This is a genomic window from Noviherbaspirillum sp. (genome assembly GCF_035254685.1).
GTDB lineage: Bacteria > Pseudomonadota > Gammaproteobacteria > Burkholderiales > Burkholderiaceae_D > Noviherbaspirillum.
Map to the genome: position 1 here is coordinate 96,549 of NZ_DATFAI010000009.1, position 20,016 is coordinate 116,564.

A 20,016-nucleotide genomic window follows, 5' to 3' on the forward strand; every position below is an offset into this window, starting at 1 on the left:
AATCCAGATCCTGGGGCCGACATCATGCAAAGCGTCAATCCGCATTCCGGGCAAGTCATTCGCACCTATGATCCGCAAGATGATGCCGAAGTCGAGCGCTTGCTCGGCGCGGCGGAGTCAGCGTTTCATGACTGGAAGAAAAGCTCCTTCGCCGACCGCGCGCAATTGCTAAAGGCGGCCGGCGGCGTGTTGCGTGGCCGCAAGCAGCAGCTTGCAGAACTCATGGCCGACGAAATGGGCAAGGTGCTGCGTGACGGCGTCGCTGAGATCGAGAAATGCGCCGGCTGTTGCGATTTCTATGCCGAGAATGCGCAGCGCTTCCTCGCAAACCACATGGTGCTGACCGATGCGGAGGAAAGTTATATCGCCTTCGATCCGCTGGGACCCGTGCTGGCGGTCATGCCCTGGAATTTCCCGTTCTGGCAGGTGTTCCGGTTTGCCGCACCTGCGCTGATGGCCGGCAATATCGGTGTGCTCAAGCATGCGTCCAACGTGTCCGGCTGCGCGCTCGCCATCCAGGACGTTTTCCGCGAGGCGGGTTTTCCGGAACAGACGTTTACCGCCCTGCTGGTCGAGAGCGCACGCGTCGAACAGATCATCCGGCATCCTGCCATCCAGGCGGTCACGCTCACCGGCAGTGCTGCCGCCGGCCGGTCCGTGGCCCGGGCTGCCGGCGCCGAATTGAAGAAGACCGTGCTGGAACTGGGCGGAAGCGATGCTTACGTGGTTCTCGATGATGCCAGGCTCGATGCTGCTGTCGACATCTGCGTCAAGAGCCGGCTGATCAATGCCGGGCAAAGCTGCATTGCGGCGAAGCGGTTCATCGTGCACAAGTCCCTGCGCGCGCAGTTCGAGCGGGCATATGTCGAACGCTTCCAGAAGATCCGTTATGGCGATCCGCGCGATGACAGCTCGGATATCGGACCGCTGGCCCGCACCGACCTGCGCGACCAGGTGCATCGCCAAGTGGAAGAGAGCGTGCGCCAGGGGGCGAAGCTGCTGACCGGCGGGCAGGTTCCGTCGGGCGTAGGCGCCTACTACCCACCGACGGTGCTGACCAACGTGCAGCCAGGCATGGTCGCCTTCGACGAAGAAGTCTTCGGTCCGGTGGCGGCCATCATCGAAGCCAATGATGAGGAACATGCGATCGCACTGGCGAACCAGTCGCCGTTCGGATTGGGCGCGGCACTGTTCACGCAGGACAAGGCGAGGGCAGACCGCATCGCGCGCCGCATCGAAGCAGGCAATGTCTTCGTCAATGCCTTCGTGAAGTCCGATGCGCGATTGCCTTTCGGCGGCGTGAAGCAGTCCGGCTACGGGCGCGAACTTTCCTGGTTCGGTATCCAGGAATTCGTCAACGTGAAGACGGTTTACCACGCCCGGGTGGAAGGGGATGCCAAATCGCAGGTGCCGGGAGACCGCCTCGAATAGGAGGCAATTCAGGTAGGGATACGTCTGCGTGGCCTGAATTTTTCATCGACGGGATAAGTGCGGCAGGGATTTGAACTGCCGCCGTGCGCTATTTAAGGGGATTATCGTCGAGGCGCTGAACGTCAAGACAGCGCTCTTCTTTCTGGCGTTCCTGCCCGGTTTGTCTCGCTAGGCGAAACGTTCGCGTCGCAGTTGGTTTTGCTCGGACGCATCCGTGTTGCGCTCAACATACTTGCAGACGTTATCGCTGCGTTCGCCGCGGGCCGCTTGCTCAAGTCAAGTGCCGGACTCACCGCGCGCCTGCTTCGTGCTCGGACGACGTGTGGGGTAACGACTTGTTGCAGAACGGCATCATCAAAGGCTGCCGTAACAAAAAGTTACCTTACGGAACTCACTCTATTGATAATCATCAATTCTTAGCTAATCACGCATGTTAGATTGGCTCGCTCCGCTTTGTTGGCGCCCGGACTATTTTTCCCGTCGATCCATGGCCGGGAAAGGAGCGTCATGTCAACTTTTCCTTTAGGCAGATCGACCCGACAGGGGACGCCGGGGCGCGCCGTACACCGCAGCAAGTTATCTGGACGGACTGCGAACTGCACCCTTTGGTGTGCACAAGCGGATCGACGGCAGGATAGCGTTTCCTCGAGGAATTGGCGGAGATGAACAATGATGACCCCCTGAACGCCTCGGGCGGGCAACCCGTACAGTACAAGTAGCATCAAAGTGAACGACCGCTTATGTCAAGTTTCGTCTCAAGCTGCATCCACAAATTCACTGGACTTCCCCTATGGCGTCACGCGGATTCCTTCAAGGGACGCCTGACGGCGCTTTCCTGCGGCCTTTCGGTGACTGTCATCTGGGCACTGGTTTCGTTTGCCACCACTATCCAGCGCCAGGAGCTCAGCGCGGTCCTGTTCGACCAGCAGCTCGCTACTGCAAGGTATATCGCTGCCGACCTGGACAGCGAGCTGTCGCATCGCCTGAAACTGCTTGCTCTCGCAGCCGCAAGGTTTCCCGGCGACTTGTCGCCGCAGCGTGTCGAGGCCTACCTCAACGGCGAAGAAATCCTGCGTCATGCGTTTAGTGGCGGCGTGACCGTCATTGGGCTGGACGGGATGGCGATTGCCGACATTCCTCCGCCTTCCGCTCGTCGCGGCATTTATTTCGGAGATCGCGCCTACTTCCGGAAGGCAGTGGAGACGGAAAGGCCTTATGTCGACAAGCCTTTCATGGACGGAACGTCGAGGCGATTCATCCTGCCCGTGTCGGTCCCTGTCTTCGACCAGATCGGGAAGGTGCGCGCCGTCATTGCCGGCGCGACGGACCTGAGCTCATCCGATTTTCTTGGCCATCTCGTTGATTCATCCTCGGGAGGAAAGGGGCTGCTGCATGTGATTTCCCCGCGCGACGGCATCATCATTGCATCCAGCGACACGGCGCGCTTTCTCACTCCATTGCCCAGGCGAGGTGCCGACCCGCTGTATGACCGGTTTGCCGAAGGCTTCGAGGGCTCCGGCATTGCGCCCGGCCCGGACGGCAACCCGAAGCTTTATTCCGCCAGCCGAGTGCCGTCCGCGAACTGGCTGGTGATCGCATCCTTGCCCGCGGAGCTGGCGTTCCAGCCGATTGCCACCATGCGCAACTATCTTGTCGCGCTTGCCGCGCTGCTGACGCTGCTCGTCGTATTGCTTGCGCACTGGCTGACGCGACGCATTTTTGCGCCGCTCGACCTGACCGGGCGGGCGATGCGGCAGATGACGCAGGGCGAAGCGCCGCTCGCGCTGCTGCCCGTGAAACGCAAGGATGAGATCGGTGGCATGGTCGAGAATGTCAATGCGCTGATCGAGGGGCGCCGTCGCAGCGAAAGCGCGCTTGCCGAAAGCGAGGAACGCTTGCGTGCCCTCGGCGAAAATTCAACGGAGGCAATACTGGTGCATGCACACGGTTGCTTTGTCTACGTGAATCCGGCCGCGTTGCGATTGTTCGGCGCGAGCACGAGCGAAGAGCTGTTGGGCAAACCGATCGTTGACTTCGTGCATCCTGATTCCCGCCAAATCGTCGAGGCACGCATTCGCTCCGTCAGCATCGAAAGGCAAAGCGCGCCCCAGATGGAATTCGCGATGCTCCGGCTCGACGGTTCAGTACTGCATGGCGAGGTATCCACCGTGCCCTATACGTACGACAACGAGAACGCATCACTGGCCTTCGTGCGTGACATCACCGAACGCAAGCGGGCCGAGCAAGCCCTGCGCGAAAGCGAGGAACGTTTTCACCGTCTGGTCGCGCTGTCTTCCGAATGGTACTGGGAGACAGACGAGCGTTATCGAATTTCACGGGTTTCAGGCTGGGGCACCGCCATGAAAAGGGATATCGTCGATGCCATTCTCGGGCGCACCCCGGAAAACATGGGAATCAGCGGCGACGAAGCGATATGGCGCGCACGCTATGCCGTGATGCGAGCCCGTCTTCCCTTCAGGGATCTTGAATACATGTGGAAGGCGCCGAATGGAAAAATCGCCTGGCATAGCATCAGCGGCGAACCCACGTTTGATGAACATGGCGCATTCAAGGGCTATCGCGGAACCGGCAGGGACATCACCGAGAAAAAGCGTGCCGAACAGGCGCTGCGTCATTCGCGGGCCAGGATACGGGAACTGGTTGACCACCAGGTGCAGATCAAGGAAGACGAGCGCAAGCGGATTGCGCGCGATATCCACGACGAACTCGGGCAGACGCTGCTGGTGCTGCGGATCGATACGTCGATGCTCGCTCAACGCGCGGCCTCGTCGTATCCGGAGTTGCACGTTACGATGAAGATGATGCTTGAGCACATCGACTCCGCGATCAAAAGCGTGAAGGCCATCATCAACAACCTGCGGCCCTCCGTGATGGACCTTGGGCTGATGCCCTCCATCGAGTGGCAGGTGAAGGAATTCCAGCGCACGAGCGGCGTGGTGTGCGAACTGGAGGTGGACGACCCGGACTTTGATCGCTATCTGGACGAGAAGCGCTGCGTTGCCTTGTTCCGCGTCTTGCAGGAGTCGCTGACCAATATTCTTCAGCATGCCAGGGCGAGCAGGGTGCGCATTACCGTCCGTGTTCGCCACGAGATGCTGGAAATGATTGTCGCAGACAACGGGATCGGCATCGCGCCGGGCGCGCGCCGCAAGAAAAATTCCTTCGGGCTGGTCGGCGCCGAGGAGCGCATCGTGTCGCTCGACGGGGCTTTTGTTGTCGACAGTGAGCCGGGAAGGGGAACGCGCCTTGTCTTTTCCATTCCACTGCATGCGCCAGAGGAATTCCCCTGCTGATGCGCCCAGTAAAACGGCTCTTGAAAAAACCGCGCAGAATGTCGATTTCACCCTCTCTCGTTCGTCGTGGATGTGACGGGCTTGCGATCCAGCGCCGCAGGTAATTGCCGGAAACACGCTGGGCAGCCCGTCCGATTCAGCTTGTATTTCAACCAGGCAAGAGGAGAATTCCATGCAAGTCCAGCCCTATCTGTTCTTCAACGGACGCGCCGAAGAGGCGTTCGAGTTCTATCGCCGCGCGCTCGGTGCGGAAGTGACCGCATTGATGCGCTACAAGGACGCGCCCGAAGCGCCACCGCCCGGGGTCATCCCGCCCGGGTCGGAAAACAAGGTCATGCATGCCAGCCTGCGCATCGGATCCTCGACGATTATGGCCTCGGATGGCCACTGTTCCGGCCAGATCGCGTTTCAGGGTTTTTCGCTGTCCCTTGATTTTCCGGACGAACAAAGTGCAAGAAAGGCATTCGATGCGCTCGCGGACGGTGGCACGGTACAAATGCCGATCGGGAAGACCTTCTTTTCTCCCTGCTTCGGCATGGTAATGGACCGTTTCGGCATGGGATGGATGGTTATCGTTGCGCAGTGAGCCGGCCCGCATGTCCGGCGGGCATAGGTGCCGTGCCAGCACAAATACGGCACAATAAAATTGCCACGGGCGCCTGCGTGGGGTGCGCATTCCGCGCCGCAGGTGTGAAGGTTCGCATCACTCGCCAGCGTACGGCCGGAAGATTTCGCCCGGCCCAGTGATGCGGACATAGCAGCCGGCGTAACGACCGGCCGCCCGTGGCTTGCAAGCCGTCCGGCATTGCAGGTTGGTTGCGGGAAAAAAAGAAACTGCAACTTTTGTCAGCCTCCAAGGCTCTATTCTCAAGTTGTTCAGGCCGGATGCTGTTTCCGCCAACCATCCCACAGATCGCACGCATGGATATTGCTCACCTGATACAAACCTACGGCTACCTTGCAGTAGCCTTGGGAAGTTTCCTGGAAGGCGAAGCCGTTTTGCTGGCAGGCAGTCTCGCTGCCTATCATGGCAATCTCGTCCTTCCTGTTGTGATGGGGATCGCGGCCATGGCGAGTTTTATCGGCGACTTGCCCTATTTCTTCGCCGGCCGGCGATATGGCCCTCGGGTGCTGCGACGCTTCCCCTCGTTGCGGCGCAGGAAGATGCGGCTGGAACATCTCATGCGCAAGCACCACGTGATGCTTGTGCTGTCCTTGCGTTTTCTTTACGGCATGCGGATTGCCGGCTTGCTGGCGTTCGGGATGAGCAGGATGTCGGCCATGCGTTTTCTGCTGCTGGATTTTATTGGCGCAATGGTATGGTCGGCGGGTATTTGCGCAGCCGGATATGGTGCTGGCGGCCTCCTGCAGAGGCTATTGGAGAGCGGGGCGACGCCAGGCCAGCTGACGCTGTTTGCCGCCATCCTGGCGGGCTCGCTGCTCTTGTGGATTGCCCGCCGCCGCACGGCAGCTTCGTCGCGCGATTAAAGCCCGTCCCTCTGGACGCGCTTGCGCAGCTGCAAATGAAAACGTCCGCCGAAGCGGACGTATCAAGAACTGGTGCCCAGAAGAGGACTCGAACCTCCACGTCCTAAGACACAACGACCTCAACGTTGCGCGTCTACCAATTCCGCCATCTGGGCATGAAAGGCCGCAATTATAGCGGAACATTGGAGAAATGTGCCAGAGGCAGGACGGAATTCTGCTGACACTGGCGCCTATGCCGCGGCTTGGTGCTCGTACCAGTGCTGCGACCGGTTGACAATGCCGACGACCAGCAGCATCACCGGCACTTCAATGAGCACGCCAACGACGGTGGCCAGCGCCGCCCCGGACTGGAATCCGAACAGGCTGATCGCGGTGGCCACTGCCAGCTCGAAGAAATTCGATGCCCCGATCAGGCTGGACGGGCCTGCCACGCAATGCGCCACGCCGAGCTTGCGGTTCAGCAGATATGCCAGCCCCGCATTGAAAAACACCTGGATCAGGATCGGCACTGCCAGCAAGGCAATCACGACTGGCTGCTCGACAATCGCGTCTCCCTGGAAGGCGAAGAGCAGCACCAGGGTCAGCAATAGCGCCGAGATCGAATAAGGGCCGAATGTCGATACCGCACGCTCAAGATTGGCTGCACCTTTTGCCAGCAGCGACCTGCGGATCAATTGAGCCAGAATCACCGGAATGACGATATACAGGCCGACCGAGGTGATCAGGGTATCCCAGGGAACGCTGATGGCAGACAGCCCCAGCAGCAAGGCGACCAGCGGGGCGAATGCGACGATCATGATCGAATCGTTCAGGGCTACTTGTGACAGCGTGAAATACGGGTCGCCCTTGCAGAGCTGGCTCCACACGAATACCATCGCCGTGCACGGGGCGGCTGCCAGCAGGATCAGTCCAGCGATATAGCTGTCGATCTGGTCGGCCGGCAACCATGCGGAAAACAGGTGCCGGATGAACAGCCAGCCAAGAAACGCCATTGAAAACGGCTTCACCAGCCAGTTCACCAGAAGCGTGACACCAATGCCGCGCCAGTGGCTCCGGACCTGGGACAGCGCGCCGAAGTCGATCTTGATCAGCATCGGGATGATCATTATCCAGATCAGCACTCCCACCGGAATGTTCACCCGGGCCACTTCCAGCTGCGCGATCGCTTGAAACAGGGCGGGAAAGAGGCGCCCCAGGACAATGCCGGCAATGATGCACAGCGCGACCCAGACGGTCAGATAGCGTTCGAAAAAGCCGATGGCCGGCTTGATGCCGCCAGCCACTTCAGTAGTGTGAGAGCTTGTCATTGCGAGGTCAGTATTCTGGTCGTTGCAAGGCCCCTCAGTCCGCGACGATCGGCGTGTCGCCGATCTTCCTGAGTTCCTGCCGGATGGCGTGCTTGTCGAGTTGATGCAGCGGCAGACTGACGAATGCACGCATTCGCACCGCGATCTGCCCGAAGATTTTTTCGAAGGCCGCTCGCTTTTGTTCCTCCGTCCCCTCGACCGCGGCCGGGTCTTCAAAACCCCAGTGCGCGGTAGCGGGATGACCGGGCCAGACCGGACAGGCTTCCCCGGCGGCGTTGTCGCAGACCGTGATGATGAAGTCCATCTGCGGTGCATCGGGCGCGGCGAACTCATCCCAGCTCTTGCTGCGTAGATGATCAACCGGATACCCCGTTTTCCTGACCTGTTCGATGGCAAACGGATTGACCTTGCCGCCGGGCTTGCTGCCGGCGGAAAAACCGCGGAAACGGCCCTTGCCCATGGTCGTCACCAGCGCCTCCGCCATGATGCTGCGCGCGGAATTGCCGGTGCAAAGAAACAGGACGTTGCAAGTCTTGTCTGTCATTTCTGACTCGCTATTTAGGAGAGAGATTTGCACATGCAGATTGCGCTGGCCGGACAGAGGCTCGCATACTGCGTCGTGTTCCGGATCGATTCGGGCACCGCCGAACGTTCCACACGCTGGTATCCATGGTGTTCGAAGAAGCTGTCGGCGGATGTTGTCAGCAGGTACAGGCGGCGCACACCGTGACGCAGCGCATGCGCCTCGATTTCCTGCAACAGGCGGTTCCCGAAACCTTCGCCGCGCATCATCGGATCGACCGCGAGAGAGCGCAACAGCGCGTCCGTGCCGAGTTTTTCGATGCCGACGGATGCGACGATCCGCGAGGACTGCGCGAAGACGATGAAGTGTTCGAGGTGCTGCGCGGTGAGGTCCTCCGATGGCAGCCCGCATGTTGCAAGCAAGGTCTTCAGGGCTGGCAGGTCGTCCGGTCGGGATGTTCGAATGGAGAACATGGGGAAACCTTTCTTGATCAATGCATGTCGGTTGGACGATCGGCGTGCGCGACAAGCAGGCCGAGCCGCTCAACGCCGACCGGCTCCTGCGCCTGCAGCGGCACCACCGCCCAGCGCCGTGCGTATCTGGTAGCAACCACCTCGATCTGCGGCAATTCGGTCGCTGCGCGCTGCCGCAGCAGCGCTGATGCCGGATGCGCGAAGGCCAGGCTGTTGTTGATGATCCATGCCCACGGTTCGATGCCCGCGCGCCTCAAGTCATCCTGCAGGTTGGCCGCTTCCAGCACAGGCGTGGTTTCAGCCAGCGTGGCAATCAGGACCTTCGTTTGCTTCTCGTCCTGCAGCTGCATCATCGGCGTGGTGAAATGCATTCCCGTGCTGCCCAGCTGACGGGTGATTTCCCGGTGATAGGCGCCGGTCGCGTCGAGCAGCAGCAAGGTGTGGCCGGTCGGTGCCGTGTCCATCACGACAAATTTCTTGCCTGCCTCGCGGATGATGCGCGAGAACGCCTGGAACACGGCGATCTCTTCGGTACAGGGGGAGCGCAAGTCTTCTTCAAGCAATGCACGCCCATGCTCATCCAGGTCCTTGCCCTTTGTGGCCAGCACGTGTTGCCGATAACGCTCCGTCTCCGCATGCGGGTCGATGCGGCTGAGGGTCAGGTGCTCCAGTGATTCGCTCAAGGTATCGGCGAGGTGGGCAGCCGGGTCGGACGTCGTCAGGTGAACCGGATGGCCGCGGCGTGCAAGCTCTACCGCGATCGCCGCAGCCAGCGTGGTCTTGCCGACGCCGCCTTTGCCCATGACCATGATCAGGCCGTGTCCATCCGCGGCCATGGCATCTACAAGGGAGCGCAGGTCCGGCGCGGGGGGAAGAGGCCGCGGCTCCAGAGTGCTGCCTTGCTGGAAGGAGTCATTGCCGAACATCTGGCGCAGGGCCGGAAGGCCGACAAGATTGAATGGCTTGAGCGAGATCTGATCAGTGGGCAGCGACTGAATGGACTGGGGTATGGCCGACAGCGCGGCTTGTTCGCGTTTGCGGATTGCCATCGACAGAGGATCCGTCCCTGCCTCGGGTTCAGGCAGCACGCCATTGATGACGAGATATTGCTGCGTCAGCCCAATAGCAGCAAGCTCTTCATGAGTGCGCGCAACTTCCCTCAGCGTCGACGCCTGCGCGCGCGCCACGAGGATCAGGCGCGTATGGTGCGCATCGGCCAGAGCATCGACTGCGGCCTTGTATTGCTCACGCTGCTTTTGCAGGCCGGCGAGCGGCCCCAGGCAGGAGGCATCCCCTTTTCCTTCTTCGAGGAAGCTGCTCCATGCACCGGGCAGTTGCAGCAGGCGGATGGTATGGCCAGTCGGGGCGGTATCGAAAATGACATGGTCGTAGCGTTCGAGCAGCGTGCGGTCGGTGAGCAGGCCCGTGAACTCGTCGAAGGCGGCAATTTCGGTCGTGCATGCGCCGGAAAGCTGTTCCTCGATCCCGCTGACGACGGCCTCGGGCAACACGCCGCGCACCGGGCCGACGATGCGATCCCGGTAACGTTGCGCGGCGGCTTGCGGGTCAATCTCCAATGCATGCAGGCGCGGCACTTCTTCCACGGGCTTGATCTTGTCGCCGATGTTCATGCAGAACACTTGCCCCACGTTGGATGCCGGGTCGGTGCTGACCAAAAGAACACGCTTGCCCTGGTCTGCAAAGCGTACTGCCGTTGCGCAGGCCAGCGAGGTTTTCCCGACGCCACCCTTGCCGGTAAAAAACAGGAACGGAGGAGCCTGATTCAGAAAGTGCATGGAAATTTCTCCTGTGCCTAGCAGCAGCCTGAACCCGGTTTGCAGCAACTGGCCGGCTGCGTAGTAACGGGCAATGCGCTGATGCCGGCCCAGCGAGCTAGTTCAGCGCGGCGCGGGTAGCGGCCAGCCAGCGCAACTTCGCCGTCCACCAGGATCAAGGGCAAGCCTTCCTGGCCTGAACGTTCCAGGAACCCTTTCACCACCGCATTTTCAGCAAACGCCAGCGGTTGCTGCGCCAGGTTGAAACGTTCCAGCTTTCCGCCTTGCTGTTCGAGCCATTTGACATCAGCGGCAAAAGTGACCAGCTGCTGGTCGACATCCACTCCGCACACGCCGCTGCTGCAGCAGAGAGCCGGGTCATAGACTTGAATAGTTGCCATGGTTTTTCTCCTGAAACGCCAACATGGGCGAGATGGTTGGTGAGTATTTGGTCAGGCCTTTGCCGTCTTCGTATCGCAGCTACGGACTGGCGAGCATGGATTCCCGCCACAGCAGTTCTCCGTCAAATAGCCAATCAGGCCATTCATCACGTCAAAATTTGCCGCGTAGATGACGAAACGTCCTTCCTGCCTTGATGCCACGAGGCCGGCATAGGCCAGCTCCTTGAGGTGGAACGACAGCGACGACGGCGGAACGCCCAGCTGTTCCGCAATCCTGCTTGCAGCCATGCCCGACGGGCCGGCATGTACGAGCAGGCGAAAGATGCCGAGGCGAGACTCTTGTGCAAGGGCACTGAGCGCTCTGATGACTTCCCTGGTTTCCACGGGAATCTCCTTCGTTAATTCCATATTTCGATAATAATGGAATTATAGAATAAATTGGGTAAAATGGCCTTATCTTTTCAAGGGCATCAATCATGAGCGCACCAGCGGATTTTGACGTCGGATTACTGAATGCCAAGTGTTTTTGCATCAGCCTGGACAGCGAAGCGCTGCGCCGGGCACTGGAGTCGGAGTTGGGGCATCCCGGTCTGGCGCGCATGATCGAGCAGCGCTGTCCGCATCTGTTTGCGTCCTATCCGGTCTTCCTGTCGCGTCTGCAGCAGCAGCGCATGTCGAATGCCATTGCCGCCATTGAATCGGTGGTCGCATTGCCCGCGTATCGTGAGATTGTGCTGGCGAGAGCGCCGGCGATCGCGCGTCATGATGCGGGCGGCGCCAAAGGCGTCTTCTTCGGCTACGACTTTCATGTCGACGCTGACCGGGTCGGGCTCATTGAAATCAACACCAACGCTGGCGGCGCGATGCTGAACGCTGTGATGGCGCGTGCGCATCGCGCTTGTTGTGCGGAAGTGGAGGCGATTTTCTCGTCACTGGGTGCCGAAGCAGTGCCGGAGGAGCGCATTCTTGCCATGTTTCGCGCCGAGTGGGCAGCATCGGCGCGTGGCCGGCCCCTGCGGAGCATTGCCATTGTCGATACCGCGCCGGAGGACCAGTATCTTTATCCGGAATTCCTCCTGTTCGAGCAGCTCTTCGAGCGCGCGGGGGTGCAGGCGCTCATCGCCGACCCGGCCGATCTGGTCTTGCGCGACGGCGTGCTATGGCATGGCGAGACGTCCATTGACCTGGTGTACAACCGCCTCACGGATTTCATGCTGGAGCAGCCTTCGAGTGCGGCCCTGCGGCAAGCTTGGCTGGACGATACTGTCGTCCTGACGCCGCATCCGCAGGTGCATGCTCTCTATGCAGACAAGCGCAACCTGGCCTTGTTGTCCGATGCGAGCCAACTGGATGCCCTCGGCGTGCCTCGTGCGACACAAGCAATCCTGCTGGAGACGATCCCGCGCACCGAGGTCGTGAGCGCTTCCAGTGCCGAGCGGCTCTGGGCGCAACGACGGTCCCTGTTTTTCAAACCGGTGGCCGGGTTCGGCGGACGCGCCGCCTATCGCGGCGACAAACTGACGAAGCGCGTCTGGCAAGAGATCCTTGCAGGCGATTATGTTGCGCAAGCCGTGGTGACACCGGGAGAGCGCACGATCGGCACTGAAGACGATGGCGCCACGCTCAAGTTCGACGTGCGCAACTACGTGTATGACGGAGCGGTGCAAAGCGTGGCGGCCCGCCTTTATCAAGGGCAGACGACCAACTTCCGGACGCCGGGAGGCGGGTTCGCGCCTATTTATCGCTGGAGCTAGTGGTACGTCACACGTCCGCGCCGCGCGTACCTTGCATGTCGCTGATGGATCATCGGGCCTTTCGTTCATGCGTATAGAAGAAGCGAAGCATCTCACGCGCTGCGTCAGGGCCCTCGGGGTCCGTGTACGATCCCTTGCGGCTTCCGCCCGACCATGCGTGGCCCGCACCACGCACGATCCACTTCTCAGCGACCACGTTGCCTTCCGCGTCCGTGTGGAGTGTCCTCGTATAGGGCCGGCCGCCGGCCTCGATCCTGCCTCCGTCTCCGCCTTCGATCTTGCTGGCAACGGTAGTGCTTGAGACGCATTGACTCAATACCTGATCGGCATTCGATGGGTTCACGGTCGTATCGCGATCGCCATGGAAAACGATGACCGGCACGGACTGCTTGAATGGCACTGCCTCCTTGGCCCCTGCTTTCATGGCCGGTCCTTTGGCCTTGCGGTTTTTCATTGCCGCAAAAGCCGAGGGCAGATTGTGTGCAACGCCATGCGGCAGGCCGGAATGGACACCGATCGCAGCATACAGATCCGGGTAACTCGCACCCATCACTGCAGCCATCGCGCCGCCGGCGGACAAGCCGGCGACATAGACCCGACGCGTATCGATCGCATACTCGCGAATGACCTGGCGGGTCATGTCGGCGATGATGGAAGCCTCGCCGCTATCGCGCCGCTGGTCGACCGGATTGAACCAGTTCCAGCAGTGCGAAGCATTGGCTTCCTTCGCCTGCCCTGGATAGAGGACGAAGCAATGTTTGTCTTCCGCCACCATATTCATGCCGGTGCCCGCGGCAAAGTCGTCCGGATTCTGCGTGCATCCATGCAGCATAACAACCAGGGGCAGCGACTGGCCGGTGTAAGCGCTCGGGATATAGAGCTTCCAGGTACGCGTGCCGGCGTGGTTGGTGCTGTTGCCAGTGATGAATCGGCCCTTGCCGGCCAGGTCTTCTGCTTCCTTGATTTCCACGTCCTCGACGGCTTGCTGCGTCATCGCGGCGGTCCACTTGTTGATGCGCGAACGCAGGCCGTCGTGTTTTCCGGCGCTTGTTTCGACGCCAGTTGCTGTTGGCGAGTTGATGTCATGCAGTTCAGGTGCCTGTGGCAGGAAGCGTGTCCAGTCCGCCGTGCTGTCTTGTGCGGTGGATCCGTGCAGCGCGCGCTGGATTGCAGTCGTTGCAGCGACCGGACCATCCTTTTGCAGAATCCGGGCGGCTTCGCGCATTTGCGCGAGAAATTCTTCATGGAGTTTCATGGCATTCTTTCATGGCAAGTTAATGTATCCGCCCGGCCAAGGCGGCCTTGACGGCGGTGCTGGCGTGCAGCGCACCCAGCACGGTGATCGAGTCGATGGCGGCCAGTGCGAGTTCGGGCGTGACGTCGGCGCCAATGCTGGCCAGCCCCAACACCTGGATCTGCAGTTTCTGTCCCGCGTCCCGCACCGCTTCCAGGTCAGTGCGCGTGTAATGCTGCAAGCCGAGAACGAGGCTCTTGCGCGCGACCGTCTGCCTGATCATGTCGGCATGCGCCTGCAACTGATTGCGAATGGCAGTGCGGATCAAGTCCGTTCGATTGGAGTAAAAACCTTCCTGAACCAGCAGGTCGATCTGGCCCAAATCGATCGGACCGAGGTTAATGGTGATTTTTTCCGTGTCGCTCATGCGCGTCCGGCTGTCCTGCGCGGCAAGTTCTCGTCCCATTTCACATCTCCTTTCGCGTATGTGACCTGCTATCCGCCATCCAGTTCCCATCCAAATGGATGGTGAAGCGAAATATCTCAGCCGATGCAGACAATGGCTTGTGCCATTTCGGCAATACTCCGACATTGGGTGATGGGCAACTTCAGCCCGAATCAGTGGATCTGTCTGCGCGAGGAAATCTGCTTTATGATTGCCGGTCATTTCAACCGGCGTGTGTATTCAAGATGGCTTCAATTAATGATCTGGTCAGAAAGCAAAAGGCTGGAGCGCAGTTTGTGATCAGCGCGCAAATGCTCCGCATGAAACCGCAAGACTTTGATCCTCTTGCGCTGAACTGGCTGGAGGAGGGCGGCCCGGGCTTCAATGTCATTGGCGTGCCGCACCGGACCGTGGTAGATGGAGAATTCCTGATCAGCCGGGTGACTGTGATCAGGACGACGGCGCAGATCTAGGGCCGGCGCCGGAAAAAAGCGCTGCTTACGTTGGTATCTTCCCGCGGTTCGCCTTGACCTGGCCGCGCAGGGTTTTTGTGTCGAGGCGCTTGCGCTGCGAGCTGCGCGTCGGTTTTGTCGGTCGCCGCACGCGGGGCAAGACAGAAACGCTGGCAACCAGTTCCTGCAAGCGTTGCATGGCTTCTGCCTTGTTCTTTTCCTGGCTGCGGTGAGCTTGGGCCTTGATGACGATCTCGCCATCCTTCGTCACCCGCTGATCCTTCAATCCCAGCAGCCGTTCCTTCACCTGCTCGGGCAGGGAAGACGCACGGATATCAAAGCGCAGGTGTACCGCGCTCGACACCTTGTTGACGTTCTGGCCGCCCGCGCCTTGCGCGCGAATCGCCGTGAACTCGATTTCATCTTCCCGGACAATGGGAACGTGAGTGGTCATCAGTGGCGCCCCGGCCTCAGAAATGCAGCGAGCTTCTCTCCGTTAGCGCAATGAAAAATCCACCCTGCTGCCGCTTTCATTGCTCGCCTTCTTGTCCGGCGCGCTGACCTTCGGCGCCAGGACGAACATGCGATCGGCGTTGACCTGGCCTTGGTCTTCGAGCCAGGTCTTCACAGCCATCGCGCGCCGGTTGCCGAGCGAAACCAGGTCGTCATCATTGATCTCGACGTTGGCGATCATCAGCTTTTCCATTTCCTCCACCGGCAGCGTCTTGGGCAGGCCCACCAGGTTGCGCGGCTTGGGGAATTTCTCGTCGCGATACGCCCGGGTCAGCAGCTCGGGATACTCGCTCGCGCTGATCACCACGCTGCCCGGCGCGGGGGACTGCCCCTTTGCCTGCAAGTCCCTGATCTTGACAGCTCGTACCTTGCGCTCGACATAGGCACGCTTCAGGCCCGCGCGGTCCGCTTCCGGATCGACGTGGGCAGTGATTTCGAGCTGCAGTGCCGGCCGGTCTGCCAGCGCCTTGGACAGCTTGTTCAGCTTGTCCTGCGCGGCCGGCGGAATGGCGGCGCTGCCGGGGGCGAGATCGAGCGAGGACAATTCCTCGCCGCCGCCAAAGAGGGCGCCGAGCAGGGCAAAGGGCTTGGTGACAGCCTTGGTGATGACGTTAACGATCACCTTCGCCACCAGGCCGCCCACCGAAAACTGCGGATCATCCAGCGAGCCGCCGATCGGCAGGTTGACGTCAATGACGCCGCGGCTGTCGCGCAGCAGGGCGACGGCAAAGCGAACGGGCAGCGTGGTTGCGGTCGGGCTTTCGACCTTGTCGCCGAAGGTGAGCTGGTCGAGGATCAGGCGGTTCTCGGCGGAGAGCACGCGCTTGTCGACACGGTAAGCCACCTCGAACGACAGCTTGCCTTTTTCAATGCCGTAACCGACATACTTGCCGGAATAGGCGGACAAGGGCGCCAGCTCCATGCCGCGCACGTTGGCCTTCAGATCAAGGAACAGGTCGCCCTTGAGCGGGTTGATGCGCCCGGCGACGGACAGCGGTGCGTTGTTCACTTCGCCGCGCAAGTCGAGCCCGGCTGTGGTTTCCGGGTCGGACGAGAGCCCTGTCACTGCACCGCCGAATTCGGCCAGTGTGGCGCTGTAGTGGGGCTTAATGAAGTTGTCGGTGAAGCGCACGCGGCCGCCTTGCAGTGTCAGCTTGCGTATCGTGATCGGCGGAGTCTGCCGTGCGGGCGGTGCCTCGCTCTTCACGGCAGTGGCTGCTTGTGCAGCCGGAGCGCTCACTTCTGTCAGGCTCTTGTGCCTGGCGCCGACGTCGCGCACGATGTCCTGCAGGTTGATGCGGCCGGTCGGGTCGATGATGATGCGCGCGAAGAAATCCGACAGCGCGACCTGGTCCGCCTTCAGGGTGAACGGGGCGATGTTCATGTCGATGCCGCCGACGAAGAGCGATTTCCAGCGCAGGAAATCATTGCCGCTGACCTTGTCGACCGTCGCCAGGTTCCCCAGCGTGACGTCGCCCTTGAAATCGCCGTTCAGGTCGCCGTTTGCGGCCAGCTTGAGTTTCAGCTTGCCGTTGCTGGTCAGGGCGGCGCGGGTCAGCCGCAGGTTGAGCCGGTCGGCGATATAAGGCTGCAGCGGCAGCAGGTCGACTTCTTTCGCGCTGACTGCGAGGTCGGCCTGGAACGGCGCGAGCACGACATTGCCGTTCGCGGCCAGCAGGCCCTTCTTGTCGACCGTGGCTTTCAGCTCGACATGCGCGGGCGTCGACGATGCGGTCGAAAAATCTTGTACCGACAAGCTCACCGGAGCGATCATGGTCACGGCGGGCGCCTGCTCGCTGCGATCCTCCAGGCGGGCCGTCCAGTTGCGGATATCGACGCGACCAACATTCACAGCGTAAGGCTGGTCGCCGCTCTTTCCGTTGCGATCGCTCGTGGTGGCTGCGCGCGCCGCTTGTTCGGTCTGCTTGTCCTGGCGCAGCTGGAAGCTCGCGCTGTTCGATGCCACTTCCCCCACTGAAACGGTGCGCTTGCCGGTGTCGATGCTCAACTTGCGCAGCGCCAGGTCAAGTTTCTCGGTGCTAGCCTGCAAAGGCCGGAGCGCGTGCGCATCGGCAAAGCGCAATTTCGCACCGCGGAGGTCAAATTCCCCCAGCGCGATGCTCGGCGTGGCACGTGCGGCTGCGGCACCCGGTTTGACTGGTGCAGACGTATCAGGCAACAGGCGCGCGATGCTGAGCTGGCCATCGCCATCACGCTCGACGTCGGCTTCCAGTCCGGTCACAGTCAGGCGTGCGAGGTCGATGCGATTGCTGAACACGTTTGTGTCGCGCAGGGTCAGCGCCAGCTCAGGCAGCTTGATGACCGGCTTGCCGTCCAGGGTGTTGATACGCAATGACTTCAGACTTGCCTGACCGCTGACCAGGACTGTCGGCGCGGTGTTTTTCGGCTGCCGGAAATTGGCGCTCAGCTGGACATCGAATTTGGCGCCGGCCACCTTGAAGCGAGGCTTGAAGGGCAGGTATTCGACGTAGCGGGTGAGGTCGAGGTCATGCAGGCCGAATTCTATCGTGGCATCCCTGGGCTCGGCGAAGGGACGCGCCTTGCCCTGGATGAGCAGCGGCGTGCCATTGACATTGGCGCTCAGCAGCGGCTCGACGAAGATCTGCACGTCGGAGGGCAGCGAGGACACGAACGGCACGCCGAGCTTGATATCGTTGACGGTATGCGTAGCCTTGACCGGTTTGTCGACGAAATCGACGCGCCCCTGTTCCAGCTGGATGTTGTTGACCGAGAAACGCGCCGGCTCCTGGGAGGGCGGCTGGCTGCTGATCAGCGCGAGGATGTCGTCGATGTTGTAGCGGTTTGCCTGCTGGCGCACCAGGTGAACATAGGGCTTTGTCAATTGTGCCTGTTGCACGACCGGTGCCAGGCGAACGAGGGACTCGGTGGAGAGATTGATCGTCAGCGCGTCGAACGACGCGAACACGACATCGCCTTCCGGCTCCATCAGTTTCAGGTCGCGGATGTTCATCACCAGCGAAAAAGGATTGGCCTCGACTGCGCCGATGCTGAGTTTACGGTGCAGCTGGGTGCTTGCGAGGTTTTCCAGCTTCGCTTTCACGACCGCGGGTAACACCACGAAACCAAGCAGCGTGTACAGGAGCAGGGCGGAGCCGGCGACGAGGATGGTCCGTCGGAAAGGGCGTTTGCCGAGTAAAGCCGGAAGACGCGGAGAGGGGAGCGATGGCATGGCAGGCGTCCGGAACAGGAGAAGACTTTTTCCGGATTTTAACAGCCTGCTGTCGTGCCAGTATTGACGCCCGGCATAAGATGCATGCCGGAATGGAAATTCTGCGTAGTGGTTCGTCACACCCCGACTTGCGGTGCATGCCGAACCACGATTGTTAACGCTTGTGCATGCGTTGCCGGTATTCGCCGGGCGATGAGCCGGTCCATTTTTTGAACGCACGCTGAAAGGCACTCGCTTCGGCAAAACCGAGTTCCTCGGCAATCTCGGTCATGCTCTTCGCGGTGTGGCACAGAGAATCAATTGCCATGTCGCGCCGCAGCTGGTCCTTGATGTCCTGGAACGATTGCCCTTCGTCGTCAAGCCGGCGCCGCAGGGTCGATGCGGTCATGTTCAGGCTGGCCGCAAAGGTATTGAAGTCCGGCCAATCACTGCGCGCGGCGGTGCGCAGGCGCCGCCGGATCTGGGCGGCGAGTCCAGAGCTGTTCTTGTATTTCAGGACGATGTTCGCCGGCGCGACGCGCACGAACTCCTTCACTGTCCGTTCGTTCTGGATCACGGGAAGTTCAAGATACGAACGGTCGAACTTGAGCGAGGTTGCACTTTCGTTAAAGCGCAGGTTTTCCGAATACATCAAGTGATATTCGGCGCTGCGCGAAGGCTCGGGATAGGCGAAGGCCGCGGCCAGGACGGGAATACGCCGGCCGATGAGCCAGCAGGCGACGCCGTGCTGCAGCATCAGCAAGGTTTCGTAGCCGAACACGCGAGGCGCCTTCGGCCCCGGTGTTTCCCGGATCGTCAGCCAGGCATGTTGCGCGTCGGTTTCCAAAGTGCAGTGGAAGTCATCCAGGATGAGGTTGAAAAACCGCGTCATGCGCTGCAGCGCGCTTTTCAGCGTATCGCAATGGATCAGGATCTGGCACAGCATGGCGAAGCTGCCAACCTTCATGCGGTGCGAATCCTGACCGAACAATTCATCATCCAGCAGGCGGGCGACGCCCAGCCACAAGGTACTGAAGTTCTGCGCCGTGACCCGCCCCTGGGGCGACTGGAGCAGGGTGGGCGAGATGCCGGCGTCGATCAGGATTGATTCAGCATCCAGTCCGCGCTCAATCACCGGTTCGAGCGCCGACTGGACGAAGTAGATTGAAATGTTCCCCTTTTCCATCACGGCAGGTGCAGTGCGATTCTCATTGACAAGATTCTATGCTGCCTCCGGAAAACCTGCAGGCGTGCAGGTTTTCCGGAGGCAGCGGGATGGACTGCGTCCCGGTTTCCGTGAAAATCTTGTCGATTCTGCATGTCTCATCCGCGTTCCGGCTCGTGGCCGTCGCAGTCCTCGCAGCACTGGCATGGCGCCGGGGAGGGGGAAGTCGTCGCTCTGAATGACAAATCTTAGCAGCGAAGTTGGCATTTTTGAGCATGGTTATCCCATTCACTGCTTTTTATACTTTGTCGTACCGCTCACACGGGCGCTCGCCGACAGTCGCCGCGGCGGCCGTTCATGCCTCATTTTATTCCCCACAGACACCCATGACCGATCTTTCCATCGTCAAGAACCTCACCGACTACAAACCCGCCCACAAGGTGCGCTTCGTCACTGCGGCGTCGCTGTTCGACGGCCACGATGCCTCGATCAACATCATGCGGCGCATTCTCATGGCCAACGGCGCCGAAGTGATCCACCTCGGCCACAAC

General features: G+C 60.6%; 18 protein-coding genes, 1 tRNA gene and 1 pseudogene. 8 read left to right on the forward strand and 12 right to left on the reverse strand.

Annotated features, from left to right (window positions below; translation table 11 throughout):
• Positions 1-24: 24 nt before the first annotated feature.
• From VJ698_RS02075 to VJ698_RS02095, 5 genes and pseudogenes are all read left to right on the forward strand, one after another.
• Complete coding sequence (locus VJ698_RS02075; protein ID WP_324100998.1) at positions 25-1,431, forward strand: NAD-dependent succinate-semialdehyde dehydrogenase; 1,407 nt, start codon at positions 25-27, stop codon at positions 1,429-1,431.
• Between the two features lie 79 nt (positions 1,432-1,510).
• Positions 1,511-1,851: pseudogene (locus VJ698_RS24565) on the forward strand (hypothetical protein); the annotation flags it as partial.
• A gap of 320 nt (positions 1,852-2,171) precedes the next feature.
• A complete protein-coding gene (locus VJ698_RS02085) occupies positions 2,172-4,745 on the forward strand; it encodes a PAS domain S-box protein (protein WP_324100999.1) in 2,574 nt (857 codons plus the stop codon).
• Positions 4,746-4,917: 172 nt separating this feature from the next.
• On the forward strand, positions 4,918-5,331 hold the full coding sequence (locus tag VJ698_RS02090) for a VOC family protein (protein ID WP_324101000.1): 414 nt from the start codon (positions 4,918-4,920) through the stop codon (positions 5,329-5,331).
• 197 nt (positions 5,332-5,528) lie between these two features.
• Positions 5,529-6,233 (forward strand): DedA family protein, encoded by a 705-nt coding sequence (locus VJ698_RS02095; protein WP_324101001.1) that lies wholly within the window; start codon positions 5,529-5,531, stop codon positions 6,231-6,233.
• Positions 6,234-6,303: 70 nt separating this feature from the next.
• On the opposite strand, the gene VJ698_RS02100 is transcribed toward VJ698_RS02095, so the two are convergent.
• The 7 genes from VJ698_RS02100 to VJ698_RS02130 form a co-directional block, all read right to left on the reverse strand.
• Positions 6,304-6,388 (reverse strand) — tRNA-Leu (locus VJ698_RS02100).
• Between the two features lie 75 nt (positions 6,389-6,463).
• Positions 6,464-7,540, reverse strand: coding sequence for an ACR3 family arsenite efflux transporter (arsB, locus tag VJ698_RS02105; RefSeq protein ID WP_324101003.1), 1,077 nt, complete (start codon positions 7,538-7,540; stop codon positions 6,464-6,466).
• 34 nt (positions 7,541-7,574) lie between these two features.
• Positions 7,575-8,084 carry an arsenate reductase ArsC gene (locus VJ698_RS02110; protein ID WP_324101004.1) on the reverse strand — a complete coding sequence of 170 codons (510 nt, stop codon included), beginning with the start codon at positions 8,082-8,084 and terminating at the stop codon, positions 7,575-7,577.
• A 14-nt stretch (positions 8,085-8,098) separates the two neighbouring features.
• On the reverse strand, positions 8,099-8,536 hold the full coding sequence (gene arsN2 / locus VJ698_RS02115) for an arsenic resistance N-acetyltransferase ArsN2 (RefSeq protein ID WP_324101005.1): 438 nt from the start codon (positions 8,534-8,536) through the stop codon (positions 8,099-8,101).
• 17 nt (positions 8,537-8,553) lie between these two features.
• Positions 8,554-10,332 carry an arsenical pump-driving ATPase gene (gene arsA, locus VJ698_RS02120; RefSeq protein WP_324101006.1) on the reverse strand — a complete coding sequence of 593 codons (1,779 nt, stop codon included), beginning with the start codon at positions 10,330-10,332 and terminating at the stop codon, positions 8,554-8,556.
• Between the two features lie 17 nt (positions 10,333-10,349).
• Positions 10,350-10,712, reverse strand: coding sequence for an arsenite efflux transporter metallochaperone ArsD (gene arsD / locus VJ698_RS02125; protein ID WP_324101007.1), 363 nt, complete (start codon positions 10,710-10,712; stop codon positions 10,350-10,352).
• Between the two features lie 51 nt (positions 10,713-10,763).
• Positions 10,764-11,096 carry a metalloregulator ArsR/SmtB family transcription factor gene (locus tag VJ698_RS02130; RefSeq protein ID WP_324101008.1) on the reverse strand — a complete coding sequence of 111 codons (333 nt, stop codon included), beginning with the start codon at positions 11,094-11,096 and terminating at the stop codon, positions 10,764-10,766.
• A 92-nt stretch (positions 11,097-11,188) separates the two neighbouring features.
• On the opposite strand from VJ698_RS02130, the gene VJ698_RS02135 reads away from it, so the two are divergent.
• A complete protein-coding gene (locus VJ698_RS02135; protein WP_324101009.1) occupies positions 11,189-12,466 on the forward strand; it encodes a hypothetical protein in 1,278 nt (425 codons plus the stop codon).
• Positions 12,467-12,515: 49 nt separating this feature from the next.
• Here the strand turns inward: VJ698_RS02135 and VJ698_RS02140 are convergent, their stop codons facing one another.
• Both VJ698_RS02140 and VJ698_RS02145 read right to left on the reverse strand, forming a co-directional pair.
• Positions 12,516-13,721, reverse strand: coding sequence for a PHB depolymerase family esterase (locus VJ698_RS02140; RefSeq protein WP_324101010.1), 1,206 nt, complete (start codon positions 13,719-13,721; stop codon positions 12,516-12,518).
• 19 nt (positions 13,722-13,740) lie between these two features.
• On the reverse strand, positions 13,741-14,166 hold the full coding sequence (locus tag VJ698_RS02145) for a CopG family transcriptional regulator (protein ID WP_324101011.1): 426 nt from the start codon (positions 14,164-14,166) through the stop codon (positions 13,741-13,743).
• Positions 14,167-14,390: 224 nt separating this feature from the next.
• Here VJ698_RS02145 and VJ698_RS02150 point away from each other — a divergent pair, with 224 nt between their 5' ends.
• Positions 14,391-14,618 (forward strand): hypothetical protein, encoded by a 228-nt coding sequence (locus tag VJ698_RS02150; protein ID WP_324101017.1) that lies wholly within the window; start codon positions 14,391-14,393, stop codon positions 14,616-14,618.
• Between the two features lie 25 nt (positions 14,619-14,643).
• Here the strand turns inward: VJ698_RS02150 and arfB are convergent, their stop codons facing one another.
• The 3 genes from arfB to VJ698_RS02165 all read right to left on the reverse strand — a co-directional run bounded on the left by arfB (position 14,644) and on the right by VJ698_RS02165 (position 19,486).
• Positions 14,644-15,051 (reverse strand): alternative ribosome rescue aminoacyl-tRNA hydrolase ArfB, encoded by a 408-nt coding sequence (gene arfB, locus VJ698_RS02155; protein ID WP_324101012.1) that lies wholly within the window; start codon positions 15,049-15,051, stop codon positions 14,644-14,646.
• Positions 15,052-15,093: 42 nt separating this feature from the next.
• Positions 15,094-18,321: a DUF748 domain-containing protein gene (locus tag VJ698_RS02160; RefSeq protein WP_324101013.1), complete on the reverse strand. Its 3,228-nt coding sequence runs from the start codon at positions 18,319-18,321 to the stop codon at positions 15,094-15,096.
• Between the two features lie 154 nt (positions 18,322-18,475).
• Complete coding sequence (locus VJ698_RS02165) at positions 18,476-19,486, reverse strand: AraC family transcriptional regulator (RefSeq protein WP_324101014.1); 1,011 nt, start codon at positions 19,484-19,486, stop codon at positions 18,476-18,478.
• A 365-nt stretch (positions 19,487-19,851) separates the two neighbouring features.
• On the opposite strand from VJ698_RS02165, the gene VJ698_RS24570 reads away from it, so the two are divergent.
• The coding region (locus VJ698_RS24570) for a cobalamin B12-binding domain-containing protein (RefSeq protein ID WP_414691085.1) at positions 19,852-20,016 on the forward strand (165 nt) is incomplete at its 3' end.

Coding starts and splice junctions, on each gene's coding strand:
- VJ698_RS02075 (WP_324100998.1), top strand. CDS start 25: ATGCAAAGCGTCAATCCGCATTCCGGGCAAGTCATTCGCACCTATGAT.
- VJ698_RS02085 (WP_324100999.1), top strand. CDS start 2,172: ATGTCAAGTTTCGTCTCAAGCTGCATCCACAAATTCACTGGACTTCCC.
- VJ698_RS02090 (WP_324101000.1), top strand. CDS start 4,918: ATGCAAGTCCAGCCCTATCTGTTCTTCAACGGACGCGCCGAAGAGGCG.
- arsB (WP_324101003.1), bottom strand. CDS start 7,540: ATGACAAGCTCTCACACTACTGAAGTGGCTGGCGGCATCAAGCCGGCC.
- VJ698_RS02110 (WP_324101004.1), bottom strand. CDS start 8,084: ATGACAGACAAGACTTGCAACGTCCTGTTTCTTTGCACCGGCAATTCC.
- arsN2 (WP_324101005.1), bottom strand. CDS start 8,536: ATGTTCTCCATTCGAACATCCCGACCGGACGACCTGCCAGCCCTGAAG.
- arsA (WP_324101006.1), bottom strand. CDS start 10,332: ATGCACTTTCTGAATCAGGCTCCTCCGTTCCTGTTTTTTACCGGCAAG.
- arsD (WP_324101007.1), bottom strand. CDS start 10,712: ATGGCAACTATTCAAGTCTATGACCCGGCTCTCTGCTGCAGCAGCGGC.
- VJ698_RS02135 (WP_324101009.1), top strand. CDS start 11,189: ATGAGCGCACCAGCGGATTTTGACGTCGGATTACTGAATGCCAAGTGT.
- VJ698_RS02140 (WP_324101010.1), bottom strand. CDS start 13,721: ATGAAACTCCATGAAGAATTTCTCGCGCAAATGCGCGAAGCCGCCCGG.
- VJ698_RS02145 (WP_324101011.1), bottom strand. CDS start 14,166: ATGGGACGAGAACTTGCCGCGCAGGACAGCCGGACGCGCATGAGCGAC.
- VJ698_RS02150 (WP_324101017.1), top strand. CDS start 14,391: ATGGCTTCAATTAATGATCTGGTCAGAAAGCAAAAGGCTGGAGCGCAG.
- arfB (WP_324101012.1), bottom strand. CDS start 15,051: ATGACCACTCACGTTCCCATTGTCCGGGAAGATGAAATCGAGTTCACG.
- VJ698_RS02160 (WP_324101013.1), bottom strand. CDS start 18,321: ATGCCATCGCTCCCCTCTCCGCGTCTTCCGGCTTTACTCGGCAAACGC.
- VJ698_RS02165 (WP_324101014.1), bottom strand. CDS start 19,486: ATGGAAAAGGGGAACATTTCAATCTACTTCGTCCAGTCGGCGCTCGAA.